This is a genomic window from Ferranicluibacter rubi (assembly GCF_011603255.1).
Taxonomy (GTDB): domain Bacteria; phylum Pseudomonadota; class Alphaproteobacteria; order Rhizobiales; family Rhizobiaceae; genus Ferranicluibacter; species Ferranicluibacter rubi.
This window is the reverse complement of record NZ_JAANCM010000002.1, coordinates 77,008-89,168: the sequence shown is the minus strand read 5'-3', so window position 1 is coordinate 89,168 and position 12,161 is coordinate 77,008. Positions and strand designations below refer to the sequence as shown.

Sequence of the window (12,161 nt, the reverse complement as noted above, 5' to 3'; positions counted from 1 at the left end):
TGACTGCAGATGCCCCGGTGCGGACCCCGCCTGGCGCTTGTTCGGAGTAGGACGACCATGCCCATAACCATTCTCGACGGGATCGTGATCGGTGTCGCGCTGTTCTCGGCCGTCCTTGCGATGGTCCGCGGCTTCTCGCGCGAGGTGCTTTCGGTCGCCAGCTGGCTCGGCGCCGCAGCGTCCGCCTATTTCCTTTATCCCTACCTGAAGCCCTATGCCGCGCAGTACACGACGAGCGATGCCATCGCCACGGCCGGTTCGGCCGGCGTCATCTTCCTCGTCGCCCTGATCATCATCTCCTTCATCACCATGCGGATCGCGGACTTCATCATCGACAGCCGCATCGGCGCGCTCGATCGCACGCTCGGCTTCCTGTTCGGCGCGGCGCGCGGCGTTCTTCTGATCGTCGTCGCCATGCTGTTCTTCAACTGGATCGTGAAGCCCGAGCAGCAGCCAACCTGGGTCATCCAGGCGAAATCGAAGCCGCTGCTCGACAATCTCGGCACGAAGCTCGTAGCGCTGCTTCCGGAAGATGTCGGCACGACCGTGGTGAACCGCCTGACCGGCAAGCCGACGCCCGAAGGCGAGCTGGACGGGACGACGCCGCCGAACGAGCCGGTGCCATCCGACGATGCGCCGGCCCTTGCGCCCGCTGCGCCGACGACCAACAACTGACGCGCCTGCGCCAGAGATGCCAGCCCGCTTTGCGGGCTGTTGTCGTTTCATCGCTCTTTTCGCCGGTATTACTGGTTGAAGGCGCGATGACGCGCTACGATATGCCAACCGCACCCGCCGAGAAAAAGGTGATACCGCGATGACCCTGCCCCAGTCCCCCACTGCCGCCGCCAAAAACCTGCGTGCGACCGAGATCCATGACGAGATGGACGGCGATACGCTGCACGAAGAGTGCGGCGTTTTCGGTATCCTCGGGCATGAGGACGCCGCCACGCTGACGGCGCTCGGCCTGCACGCGCTGCAGCATCGCGGACAGGAAGCGGCCGGCATCGTCACCTTCGACGGGCGGCAGTTCTACACAGAAAAGCGGATGGGCCTCGTCGGCGACCACTACACGGATCCCGCCACGCTCGCCAAACTGCCGGGCTTCATCGGCATTGGCCATACGCGCTACTCGACGACCGGCGAAGTGGCGCTGCGCAACGTGCAGCCGCTGTTTGCCGAGCTCGAGGTCGGCGGTATCGCGATCGCGCATAACGGCAACCTGACCAACGGCCTGACGCTGCGCCGCCAGCTGATCGCCGATGGCGCCATCTGTCAATCGACCTCGGATACCGAAGTCGTGCTGCACCTCATCGCCCGCTCCAAGCATGCCGGCTCCGGCGAGCGTTTCGTCGATGCGATTCGCCAGGTCGAGGGCGGCTACTCGATGCTCGCCGTGACCCGCACCAAGCTGATGGCGGCGCGCGATCCCTACGGCATCCGCCCGCTCGTGATGGGCGAACTCGACGGCAAGCCGATCTTTGCTTCCGAGACCTGCGCGCTCGACATCATCGGCGCGAAGTTCGTGCGTGATGTCGAGAATGGCGAGGTCGTGATCTGCGAGATCCAGCCGGATGGTTCGATCAGCATCGAATCGCGCAAGGCGGAAGCGCCGATGCCGGAGCGGCTCTGCCTGTTCGAATATGTCTATTTCGCCCGGCCCGATTCGGTCGTCGGCGGCCGTAACGTCTATGTCGCCCGCAAGAACATGGGCATCAACCTCGCCAAGGAAGCCCCGGTCGAGGCGGATGTCGTCGTACCCGTTCCCGATGGCGGCACCCCGGCGGCGATCGGCTTTGCACAGGCGAGCGGCATTCCGTTCGAACTCGGCATCATCCGCAACCATTATGTCGGGCGTACCTTCATCGAACCGACCCAGTCGATCCGCGCCTTCGGCGTGAAGCTGAAGCACTCCGCCAACCGCGCGATGATCGAGGGCAAGCGGGTCGTTCTGATCGACGATTCGATCGTGCGCGGCACGACCTCGCTGAAGATCGTCCAGATGATCCGCGAGGCGGGTGCGCTGGAAGTGCATATCCGCGTCGCAAGCCCGATGATCTACCATCCGGATTTCTACGGGATCGATACGCCGGACGCCGAGAAGCTGCTGGCCAACCAGCATGCGGACCTAGCCTCCATGTGCGCCTTCATCGGCGCGGATTCGCTGGAGTTCCTGTCGATCGACGGTCTCTACCGGGCTGTCGGCGGCGAGCCGCGCAACCCGAAGGCGCCGCAGTTCACCGACCATTACTTCACGGGCGATTATCCGACGCGCCTTCTCGATCGCGAGGGGACCAGCAACGTCCGCAAGCTGTCCGTCATGGCGAGCAACGGCTGACGCATGAACCCGATCGACCTGAAGGGGCGCATTGCCCTCGTTACCGGCGCCTCGCGCGGCATCGGCTATTTCACGGCGCTTGAGTTGGCACGTGCCGGCGCACAGGTGATCGCCTGCGCGCGGACCGTCGGCGGCCTCGAAGAGCTGGACGATGCGGTCAAGGCCGAGGGCGGCCTTCCGCTCACGCTGGTGCCGTTCGATCTTGCCGATATGGAGGCGATCGACCGGCTGGGTGCGGCGATCCACGAGCGCTGGGGCCGGCTCGACATTCTCGTCGCCAATGCCGGCGTGCTCGGCACGATCTCGCCGATCGGCCATGTCGAGGCGAAGGTGTTCGAAAAGGTGATGACGATCAATGTCACCGCGACGTGGCGACTGATCCGCACGGTGGAGCCGCTGATGATCCAGTCGGATGCCGGGCGTGCGCTCATCCTCTCCTCGTCGGCCGCGCACAAGTGCAAACCGTTCTGGGGCCCCTACTCCGCCTCCAAAGCGGCCGTCGAGGCGCTGGCGCGGACATGGGCCGGGGAAACCCAACGCCTGCCGTTGCGCATCCTCTCGGTCGATCCGGGTGGTACGCGCACGGCCATGCGGGCGCAGGCCATGCCGGGCGAGGATCCGGAAACCGTCCCGCACCCGTCCGAGATCGCCCGCGCACTGCTGCCGCTCGTCGGGCCGGACCAGACCGAGACCGGCAAGCTGTTCGTGGTTCGCGAGAAGCGGATCGTGGATTATCGCCTGCCGGAATAGCCGCTACAATCCCATCACAAGCCTCAGCGCGATCGCGAACATCACGATGCCGATAATCGCCTCCAGGATGCGCCATGCCGCCGGCTTCTCGAAGAGCGGCCGCAGGCGGCGAGCACCGTAGCCGAGCGAGAAGAAGAACAGGAACGATGCGGACATCGCGCCGGCTGCAAACGCGCCCTGCGCACCGGGAAACCGCGTCGAAATGGTGCCGAGCAGGACGACGGTGTCCAGATAGACGTGCGGGTTGAGCCAGGTAAGGGCTAGACAGGTGGCCAGCGTGACGCCAAGGCCGCGGCCCGTCTGCCCTGAAATATCGAGAGCACCCGAAGCGCGAATGGCCGACAGGAGGCTGCGTGCACCGTAGACGAACAGGAACGCGGCGCCACCATAGCGCATGAACGGGTCGATCCCCGGCAGGATCTGCGCGATCTGGCGGAAGCTCGTGACACCCAGGGCGATCAGGGCAGCATCGGACACGGCACAGGCGAGGCAGACCGCGAAGATGTGCTCGTTGCGCAAACCCTGCCGCAGCACGAAAGCGTTCTGTGCGCCGATGGCGACGATGAGGGTGAGGCCCATGACGAGACCGGTCGTGAAAGCGCTCAGGGTCATGTCGTCGAGCAGTGAGGCAGGCGGCATTGATCTCTCCCGAGTGGTGTGAGCTTCGATAGCGCTGAGTCTCAAATTAGGATAGTTAAAGATCCTAATCTTGATGAAGGACACCTAATGGCGCTCGACTATATCTCCCTTCGTGCGGTGTCTGCCGTCGTACAGACGGGAAGCTTTGAAAAGGCGGCGCGGTTGTTGAACGTCACGCCGTCCGCCATCTCGCAGCGCGTGAAAGCATTGGAAGAGCGCCTGGGGACGGCGCTCATCATCCGCGGTTCGCCCTGCGCCGCGACCGAGAAGGGGGCGTGGCTCTGCCGGCACATGGAGACGGTGGGCATGCTGGAAAGCGAGCTCTTCAGCCACTTGCCAGCACTTGCCGATCCGCTTTCGCCCAGCGCCCGCGTCACCCTTCACATCGCCACCAATGCCGACAGCCTTGCCACATGGTTCCTGACGGCGGCCTCGGTCTTTTCACGCGAGGCGCCGCATCTCCTCAACATTGCGGTTGATGATCAGGACCATACGGCCGAGTGGCTGCAACAGGGGCGCGTGCTGGCGGCCGTCACGTCGCTGGAAGCACCGATTTCCGGCTGTCGCCGCACGCCGCTCGGCGCGTTGCGGTATCGGGCGACGGCGAGCGCGGATTTCGTGGAACGGTATTTCGACGGCGGCATGACGCCATCCGCCTTCGCCCAGGCGCCGGCGCTGACCTTCAACCACAAGGACCGGCTTCAGAGCCGATGGCTCCGGCAGGCGCTCGGCGAGGACCCGGTGTGCCCCACCCACTGGCTGCCTTCGACGCAGAGTTTCGTGGAGGCAAGCCTGTCCGGAATGGGGTGGGGCATGAATCCCGAGATCCTCGTCGCAGAACACCTCGCCAGCGGCCGTCTGGTCGAGCTTATCCCAGACACGCCGCTGGATGTTCCGTTGTTCTGGCAGATCAATCGGCTTGCGGCAGACCAGTTGACCACGCTGACGCGGGCGGTGGTCGATACGGCGCGTGGGGTGCTTCACGCACCATCTTGAGCGTCATCGCCGACTGATTATCCGGAGACTGGGGTGCACAGCTCCACCAGCAAACCATCGGGACACCTGACATAGGAAACGAACTGACCCCAGGGCTGCTTCGTCGGCGAACTGATCTCCTGCGCACCGCATGTCAATGCTCGGGCATGGGCCACGGCCACATCGTCGGTGACGAGAGCGATCTCCATCCCGAGAGGATGCTTCGAGGCGTGCGCGAGGACATAGCCCTCGGGAAAATGGGCAGAGGCGAGATGGGTCGAGGCGAAGGCCAGCGTCGTCTCACCCGTCTCCAGTTCGCCGTAGTCCCCGCCCTCATGCAGGAACTTGACGGGGAAGCCGAACGCCTTCTCAAAAAAGTCGAGAGAGGCTGCGACGTCGGGGACGTAGGTAATCGTGTAGCCGAACTTCATGGGCCAAATTCCCTCTTGCTGCCTCACCTCGGCCTGCTCATTTATTGCCCCGGCAGGCCGTCGTCCCTGACGCCTTCCGGGTGCTCCGGCCACTTGCTGCCGTACTTCTTTTTCCAGGCGCGGGCACCGAAGGGGAGTGTGGCGAGATAGGCGATGGCGGTGATCACCATGGTTTCCCAGGTGAAGCTCATCAGGGTCGCGACGTAGATCACCACGGCCAGGATGACCGGGAGAACGAGATCGCGGCGGACGCGGTTTTCCGATTTGCCGGACCAGACGGGTAAGCGGCTGACAAGCAGGAAGGCGATGAGCAGCGTATAGGCCGAAAAGATGAGGCCCATGGTGCGGTTGGGCTCGACGCCGATGAGGCCGAGATAGACCGGCAGAAGCACGAGCATGGCGCCGGCCGGTGCGGGAACGCCGACGAAATATTCGGACTGCCACTTCGCCTTGATATCGCGTTCGGCCATCACGTTGAAACGGGCTAGCCGCAGGCCGGCGGCGATGACGTAGATCAGGGCGGCGATCCAGCCGATCGACTTGGCTTCGTCCAGCACATAGGCAAACAGCACCAGTGCCGGGGCGACGCCGAAATTGACGATATCGGCGAGCGAATCCATCTGTACGCCGAATTTCGACGTGGCCTTCAGGAGGCGGGCGATGCGGCCATCGACGCCGTCGAGAAAGGCCGCCACCAGCACCATGGCCACCGCCAGCTCGAACCGGCCTTCGAAGGCAAGCCGCACGCCGGTAAGGCCGGCGCAGATGGCCAGCACCGTGATCAGGTTGGGAATGAGCAGACGCAGCGGGATCTCCCGCAGGCGCGGGCCGCGGGCCTCGTCGTCTTTCGGCCCGTTCGGCTCGAAGGGGGGAAACGGCGTCGTATCCATGGCGCTTGGGTCCTCGGGAGCACGGCGGGACGGATGGTCCCTGCGGAAGAATTGCAGTTCAACATAGCGCGGCGGCGGAAGCGTTCCAGCGCGGTCTCACGTCATACCCGATCAAAGCGGCTTGATCGGGCATCACCTTGATGTCAGTCGCGGCGACCGAGCGTCGGGCCCTTTTCGGAGCCGAACTCGGCCAGCACGGTCTCGCCGGCGATGGCGAGCTGTCCGAGGCTGACGCGCGGCTCGGCGCCGGCCGGCAGGAAGACGTCGAGGCGCGAACCGAAGCGGATGAGGCCGAATCGCTGGCCTGCCTGCAGCTGCTCGCCCTGCGACGACCAGCAGATGATGCGCCGGGCAACGAGGCCGGCGATCTGCACCGTGCCGATGGCGCCATGGGCGGTCTCGATGACGAGGCCGTTGCGCTCGTTGTCGCTGCTGGCCTTGTCGAGTTCGGCATTGACGAACTGTCCGGCGCGGTAGGCGATGCGCGTGATGGTGCCGCGCATGGGGGCGCGGTTCACGTGACAATTGAAGACGTTCATGAAGACGGAGATGCGCAGCATCGGCTCGAAACCGAGGCCCAGCTCTTCAGGCGGAACGATATGGGCGATGGACGAGACGCGGCCATCGGCGGGGCTGATGACGAGATCGTCATCGACGGGGGTCACGCGCTCGGGGTCGCGGAAGAAGTAAGCGCACCAGGCGGTGAGGATGAAGCCGATCCACAGCAGCGGTTCCCACAGGAAACCGAGAAGAAGGGAGACGACGAAGAACCCGGCAATGAACGGGTAGCCGGCCTTGTTGATCGGCACCAGCGTGTTGCGAACGGACGTAATCAGGCTCATGAGGGCAGCGTCTCCATTAAACTCCGTTCCTGCACCTATAGGGAAACGTGCCCTGCGGCAACAATCGCGGTGATCAAGGGGATATGGGGCATGACTGCGAAAACGGTAGCGTTTCCTCGTGCGAAAGGCCCTACGCCTCAACAGTCTATGCGAACCGTTGACCTCATATTAAGGCTCATTATAACAGACCTATCTTATCTAAAGAGAAGACGGACATGCTGGCATGTTGCATCGACCGGGATTATGCCGAGCTTGCCGCCGTGATGCTGCGTTCGGCGCACCTCAACGGTAACATTCCCGACGTGGAATTCTGCGTTCTCGGCGACGGGCTGCGGCCGTCCGACAAGGAAAAAATCCAGCGCTCCGTCGGGCGGCCTGTCACGTTCATCGATATCGATGACGAAATGCTGGGCAGGATCAAAAACCTGAGAACGACGAGCGGATGGAGCCGCGCGACCTATGCGCGATTGCTTCTGCCGGACCAGATGGGCGCTGCCTATCCTCGCATTGTCTATCTGGACGCCGATACGCTGATCCTCGGCGACATCTCGTATCTCTTCACCCTGCCGCTCGGCGATCATCTCGTTGCAGGCGTCGCAGCCCGTGGCAGCACGAGTCCGGCCGAACTGAACATGGCGCTGGGGCGAAGCGACGATGCGTTCTATTTCAATGCCGGCGTTCTCGTCATCGACGCGACCAAATGGCGAAGCGAGAAGGCGAGCGAGACATGCTTCGCGCTCCTCCATTCGAGGCAATTCCCGTTTCTCGATCAGGATGTCCTCAACCTGCTCGCCAGCGGCCGGGCGCTGCAGCTCGGCTGGCAGTGGAACGCGCAGATGGCGGACGACTATACCGATGCGGTCGTCGTGCACTTCACCCATGCGAAGCCGAACTCCTTAGAATGCCGGCATCCACAGCAGGGCGCATACCTCGCGGTTCGCGCAACGACGGCCTGGGCGGACGCACCTCTGCGAACGAAGCGGCAGAGGCAATGGAAGCGTTATCGCCACTCCATCCGTAAAAGATGGCTGGCCGTGCTCCGCCGCCTTTCACCCCGGCGCGCGATGCCCTGAGCGACGCAGAACTGCCGACCGATAGGCGTCTCAAACCGCCGGCGGGCGGCGGGTGACGATACCGAGGTCGTCTTCGTCCTGCACCTTCTTCAGCTGCTCGGCCGCCTGGGTCGCCTCGCGCTGGCGGCTCCACATGGAGGCGTAGAGGCCGTCCCGGTCGATCAGTTCGCCATGGGTGCCGCGTTCAGCAATCACGCCGTCCTTCAGCACGATGATCTCGTCGGCTTGGATGACGGTCGAAAGGCGGTGGGCGATGACGAGCGTCGTGCGGTTGCGCGAGACGATGTCGAGGGCTGCCTGGATCTCCTGCTCGGTGCGCGTGTCGAGCGCTGAGGTCGCCTCGTCGAGGATGAGGATCGGCGGGCTTTTCAGCACGGTGCGGGCGATGGCCACGCGCTGCTTCTCGCCGCCGGACAGTTTCAGACCGCGCTCGCCGACCATGGCGTCGTAGCCCTCCGGCAGCGTCTCGATGAAGGTGCCGATCTGCGCGATGTCGGCGGCAGCCTCGACCTCGGCCTGCGAGGCCGACGTGCGGCCGTAACGGATATTGTAGGCGATGGTGTCGTTGAAGAGCACCGTATCCTGCGGGACCATGCCGATCGCCGCACGCAGGCTCTTCTGCGTCAGGCTGCGGACGTCCTGCCCGTCGATGGTGATCGACCCTTGCTGCACGTCGTAGAACCTGTAGAGCAGGCGCGACAGCGTGGACTTGCCGGCGCCCGAGGGACCGACCACGGCAACGGTCTTGCCGGCGGGAACTTCGAAGCTGATTCCCTTCAGGATCGGGCGTGCCGGATCATAGGCGAAATGCACGTCCTTGAAGACGATGGCACCCTTGTCGATCGCGAGTTCCCTCGCGCCGGGACAGTCGACCACCTCGGCCTGCACCTCGAGCAGATCGAACATCTGCTCGATATCCGTCAGGCCCTGGCGGATTTCGCGATAGACGAAGCCGATGAAATTGAGCGGGATCGACAGCTGCATCAGCATGGCATTGATGAAGACGAAATCGCCGATGGTCTGCTCGCCGCGCTGCACGGCCAGCGCCGACATGATCATCATGATGGCGGTGCCGAGGCCAAAGATTACCGCCTGACCGAAGTTCAGCCAGCCGAGCGAGGTCCAGACCTGCGTTGCTGCCTTCTCGTAGCGCGCCATCGACTGGTCGAAGCGCGTCGCTTCCATCTGCTCGTTGCCGAAATATTTGACGGTCTCGAAATTGAGCAGCGAATCGATCGCCTTGGTGTTGGCATCCGTGTCGCTGTCGTTCATCGAGCGGCGGATGGAGATGCGCCAGTCGCTCGCCTTGACCGTGAACCAGATATAGACCGCGACCGTGACGGCGGTGACCAGCAGGTAGGAGAAGCCGTAGCCCCACCAGAAGATCGCCGCGGTCAGCAGGAACTCGATCAGCGTCGGCACGGTGTTGAGAATGGTGAACCGGACGATCGTCTCGATGCCCTTGGTACCGCGCTCGATGATGCGCGACAGGCCGCCGGTGCGGCGCTCCAGATGGAAGCGCAGCGACAGCTGGTGCATGTGCACAAAGGTGCGATAGGCGAGCTGGCGCACCGCATGTTGGCCGACGCTGGCAAAGAGCGCATCGCGCAGCTGGTTGAGACCGGCTTGCAGGAGACGCGCCAGATTGTAGGCGACGACCAGCATCAGGGCGCCGGTCATCACCGTGGGGAGGACGCCGCTCATATCGGCGCGGCCGTTCAGCGCGTCGGTCGCCCATTTGAAGAAATAGGGCACGAGCAGCAGCACGACCTTGGCGATCAGAAGGATCACCGTCGCCCAGACCACGCGCATCTTCAGGTCGGCCCGGTCGCTCGGCCACATATAGGGCCACAGGTGGAGGATGGTCCGGAGCGGATTGCCGGCATCGGCCGACACGGTCTTCTTCTGGTCCGTCATATCTCTTCGATTTCACGCCGGCAGGGCTATGCGGCCGACAACGGAGTGCCGGTCAAACGTGCGAACGGCGCCCCCTTGAGGAAGGCGCCGTTCGCGTCGAGCATCACATAGGCTTACCCGGCTGCCGCGGCAATGGCCTTGCGGCCGTGCCTTTGCGCGTTACCGTCTCACGCGCTGCCGTCAGGGTGCGTGCTGCATATGCCGGCGGTGGATTTCCTGCGATTGCGCATCGGGCAGCGCCGTCTCGGGAACGCCGAAGACCTGACCCGGCAGGATGCGGTCGGGATCGAGGATCTGGTCCTCGTTGGCCACGTAGATCGTGGTGTAGCGCACCCCTGCCCCGTAGACCCGGCGCGAGATCTGCCAAAGCGTATCGCCACGGCGGATGATCACCGAGCTCTTGCTCTGCTGCAACGGTGCCTGCTGCACCGTCTCCGGCTCGCCGCTGGCCGTCTGCGAAGACGGGGCGACGGTGGGTTGCGATGGGACTGCGCCCGGCGCGGTCGAAGGCGTAGCGGCGTCCGTGTTGGCAGCTGGCTGGCCCGCTGTGGACTGGCTGGTGGTGGGCTGGCCCACAGGTGCAGGCGATGTTGCAACGGCCGGAGCCGTCTCCAGCACGCGGGCCATCGCGGTGTCGAGGCGGCCGATGACCGCACCGACGGCTGCAGCATCGCGCGGCAGCGGCTTCAGGATCGCAAGTGCCTCGCCAGCTGCCTTCGTGGTGGCATTGACGCGGTCGGTCACACCCGCCTGCATGCCGGTGACCGGCTTGACACCGGCCAGCGACGTCAGGGCGATTTCCGTGGCGGACCGTGCGGCTGCGAGCTGGTCGAGACCGGGCAGCTTGCCGCCGGCATAGAGACCCTTCAGCAGCGCGAAAGCCTTGGCCGCTTCCATGCGCGAGGCATCGAAGATGGCGCCGTCGAAGGCCGGATCGGAGCCGCTGGCCGGTGTCTGGGCGACGGCGGAGATCTGGTCGCCTTCCGGACGTTCGAAGGGAACGGCGGCGCGCATCTGCACCTTGCCGTCGGCGCCGACCATGTCGACCCGGATGACATGCTGGCCGACGGACAGGCTGAGTTCGCCATCGATGACGAAGCGGCCCTGCGCGTCCGCCTTGCCTTCGCCGACCAGCTGGTCGTCGGCATAGATGCGCACGGTCGAGCCCGGACGAGCCGTGCCGGCGACGAACAGCTTGCGGCCCTCGATTTCGACGGCGGATACGGCAACCGGCGAGGCCGGTATGCCCGGAGCCGAGGTACCCGGAGATGGCGTGCCATTGGCAGGAACGGGAACGGATGTCGTCGGTGCGGGTGTCTGAAGGGCGGCCTGGTCGCCGGCAGCAGGTGCTGCGCCCGACAGTGCAGCCGGGGCTGTCTCTGCTGGTGCAGAAAGCTCGCTCGGCGCGGTCAGGATCCGGCTTGCCTGTCCCGGCTTCGTCACCATGGCGAGAAGCTGGCCGTTGTCGACCTTGGGAATGGAAACGGTTGCCACTTCATCGGACGCGGTGACGGCACCGGATGGCGTCGTGCTGCGCAGCGTCAGCTGATAGTCGCCGGGCGGAAGCGGCTTGTCGAAGACGGCCGCGAAATCGCCGGTACCGCCGACATCGGCCGTGCCGACGACGGCATTGCCGTTGACGATCTCCAGTTTGCTGTTGGGCTCGGCACGCCCGGCAATGACGGTCGAGCCATCGGGCTCGACGCGCAGCACGTCGAAGCTCGGCGTATCGGTACCATCAGCCATCTCAGTTGGCGCAGCGGGTGTCGCGGTCGAAGACGGCGCGGCAGCCTCGCCGGACGGAGCCGGCTGGGCGGTGTTTGCCTGATCGGTATCGGCCTGGCTCGTGGGGTTTGCAGCATCGCCGGCACTGGGGCGGTTGCCCTTGGCATCGGCCGTGGTGGTATCGCCGCTGCCCGGGAGCGCGCCGGGCGCATCGTCCGCAGGTGTCGAGGGGCTTTTCGCACCCGTGCCTTCGGCAACCGTCGGCACTGCCTCGTCACCGACATTGGGCAACACGACGAAGATCATCAAAAGCGTGGCGATTGCCAGCACGACGAGCGCGACCAGACCTGCCGTATTCTTCCTCATGCACCTCTCCACCACGGACGTTTCGGCTGACCGTGTTCGCCAAAAACGTTTGCCGTGTTCTGCAGCCCCAACCGGGAGCCAAATCGTCTTGCGCGCAGGCGGCTTTGCTCAACGCACATCTCTTGAAATTGCTAGCGATATCCGGCCTTCTCCACAAGCAGCGATGCATGTTCTGAAGGCTTCGTGCGTGCCTTTTTACACGTTTTGCCTCTTCCGTA

General features: G+C 64.5%; 11 protein-coding genes. 5 read left to right on the top strand and 6 right to left on the bottom strand.

The features are described from left to right. The first annotated feature begins 57 nt into the window (after window positions 1–57). From G8E10_RS04255 to G8E10_RS04245, 3 genes are all read left to right on the top strand, one after another. Window positions 58–675, top strand: coding sequence for a CvpA family protein (locus G8E10_RS04255; protein WP_110726467.1), 618 nt, complete (start codon window positions 58–60; stop codon window positions 673–675). 139 nt (window positions 676–814) lie between these two features. Beyond that, complete coding sequence (gene purF, locus G8E10_RS04250) at window positions 815–2,335, top strand: amidophosphoribosyltransferase (RefSeq protein ID WP_167127304.1); 1,521 nt, start codon at window positions 815–817, stop codon at window positions 2,333–2,335. 3 nt (window positions 2,336–2,338) lie between these two features. Further along, window positions 2,339–3,085 (top strand): SDR family NAD(P)-dependent oxidoreductase, encoded by a 747-nt coding sequence (locus G8E10_RS04245; RefSeq protein WP_167127300.1) that lies wholly within the window; start codon window positions 2,339–2,341, stop codon window positions 3,083–3,085. A 3-nt stretch (window positions 3,086–3,088) separates the two neighbouring features. Here the strand turns inward: G8E10_RS04245 and G8E10_RS04240 are convergent, their stop codons facing one another. Next, window positions 3,089–3,697 carry a LysE/ArgO family amino acid transporter gene (locus G8E10_RS04240; protein ID WP_167127995.1) on the bottom strand — a complete coding sequence of 203 codons (609 nt, stop codon included), beginning with the start codon at window positions 3,695–3,697 and terminating at the stop codon, window positions 3,089–3,091. Between the two features lie 114 nt (window positions 3,698–3,811). On the opposite strand from G8E10_RS04240, the gene G8E10_RS04235 reads away from it, so the two are divergent. Next, window positions 3,812–4,720 carry a LysR family transcriptional regulator ArgP gene (locus G8E10_RS04235; RefSeq protein ID WP_167127297.1) on the top strand — a complete coding sequence of 303 codons (909 nt, stop codon included), beginning with the start codon at window positions 3,812–3,814 and terminating at the stop codon, window positions 4,718–4,720. A 17-nt stretch (window positions 4,721–4,737) separates the two neighbouring features. Here G8E10_RS04235 and G8E10_RS04230 read toward each other — a convergent pair whose 3' ends face one another. The 3 genes from G8E10_RS04230 to G8E10_RS04220 all read right to left on the bottom strand — a co-directional run bounded on the left by G8E10_RS04230 (window position 4,738) and on the right by G8E10_RS04220 (window position 6,862). After that, window positions 4,738–5,130 (bottom strand): VOC family protein, encoded by a 393-nt coding sequence (locus G8E10_RS04230; RefSeq protein ID WP_167127294.1) that lies wholly within the window; start codon window positions 5,128–5,130, stop codon window positions 4,738–4,740. 41 nt (window positions 5,131–5,171) lie between these two features. Then, window positions 5,172–6,020, bottom strand: coding sequence for a CDP-diacylglycerol--serine O-phosphatidyltransferase (gene pssA / locus G8E10_RS04225; protein WP_110726472.1), 849 nt, complete (start codon window positions 6,018–6,020; stop codon window positions 5,172–5,174). A 143-nt stretch (window positions 6,021–6,163) separates the two neighbouring features. Next, window positions 6,164–6,862 (bottom strand): phosphatidylserine decarboxylase, encoded by a 699-nt coding sequence (locus G8E10_RS04220; RefSeq protein WP_110726473.1) that lies wholly within the window; start codon window positions 6,860–6,862, stop codon window positions 6,164–6,166. Window positions 6,863–7,077: 215 nt separating this feature from the next. Here G8E10_RS04220 and G8E10_RS04215 point away from each other — a divergent pair, with 215 nt between their 5' ends. Continuing rightward, entirely contained in the window at window positions 7,078–7,935 is an 858-nt protein-coding gene (locus G8E10_RS04215) for a glycosyltransferase family 8 protein (RefSeq protein WP_167127291.1), read from the top strand. A 30-nt stretch (window positions 7,936–7,965) separates the two neighbouring features. Here G8E10_RS04215 and G8E10_RS04210 read toward each other — a convergent pair whose 3' ends face one another. Both G8E10_RS04210 and G8E10_RS04205 read right to left on the bottom strand, forming a co-directional pair. Beyond that, on the bottom strand, window positions 7,966–9,852 hold the full coding sequence (locus G8E10_RS04210) for an ABCB family ABC transporter ATP-binding protein/permease (protein WP_167127288.1): 1,887 nt from the start codon (window positions 9,850–9,852) through the stop codon (window positions 7,966–7,968). Between the two features lie 180 nt (window positions 9,853–10,032). Then, window positions 10,033–11,943, bottom strand: a complete 1,911-nt coding sequence (locus G8E10_RS04205; protein ID WP_167127284.1) for an Ig-like domain-containing protein — start codon at window positions 11,941–11,943, stop codon at window positions 10,033–10,035. Window positions 11,944–12,161: the final 218 nt, after the last annotated feature.

Excerpts from the sequence above, each read along its gene's own strand:
- purF (WP_167127304.1), top strand. The coding sequence starts at position 815 with ATGACCCTGCCCCAGTCCCCCACTGCCGCCGCCAAAAACCTGCGTGCG.
- G8E10_RS04215 (WP_167127291.1), top strand. The coding sequence starts at position 7,078 with ATGCTGGCATGTTGCATCGACCGGGATTATGCCGAGCTTGCCGCCGTG.
- G8E10_RS04240 (WP_167127995.1), bottom strand. The coding sequence starts at position 3,697 with ATGACCCTGAGCGCTTTCACGACCGGTCTCGTCATGGGCCTCACCCTC.
- G8E10_RS04205 (WP_167127284.1), bottom strand. The coding sequence starts at position 11,943 with ATGAGGAAGAATACGGCAGGTCTGGTCGCGCTCGTCGTGCTGGCAATC.
- G8E10_RS04245 (WP_167127300.1), top strand. The coding sequence starts at position 2,339 with ATGAACCCGATCGACCTGAAGGGGCGCATTGCCCTCGTTACCGGCGCC.
- pssA (WP_110726472.1), bottom strand. The coding sequence starts at position 6,020 with ATGGATACGACGCCGTTTCCCCCCTTCGAGCCGAACGGGCCGAAAGAC.
- G8E10_RS04230 (WP_167127294.1), bottom strand. The coding sequence starts at position 5,130 with ATGAAGTTCGGCTACACGATTACCTACGTCCCCGACGTCGCAGCCTCT.
- G8E10_RS04220 (WP_110726473.1), bottom strand. The coding sequence starts at position 6,862 with ATGAGCCTGATTACGTCCGTTCGCAACACGCTGGTGCCGATCAACAAG.
- G8E10_RS04255 (WP_110726467.1), top strand. The coding sequence starts at position 58 with ATGCCCATAACCATTCTCGACGGGATCGTGATCGGTGTCGCGCTGTTC.
- G8E10_RS04235 (WP_167127297.1), top strand. The coding sequence starts at position 3,812 with ATGGCGCTCGACTATATCTCCCTTCGTGCGGTGTCTGCCGTCGTACAG.
- G8E10_RS04210 (WP_167127288.1), bottom strand. The coding sequence starts at position 9,852 with ATGACGGACCAGAAGAAGACCGTGTCGGCCGATGCCGGCAATCCGCTC.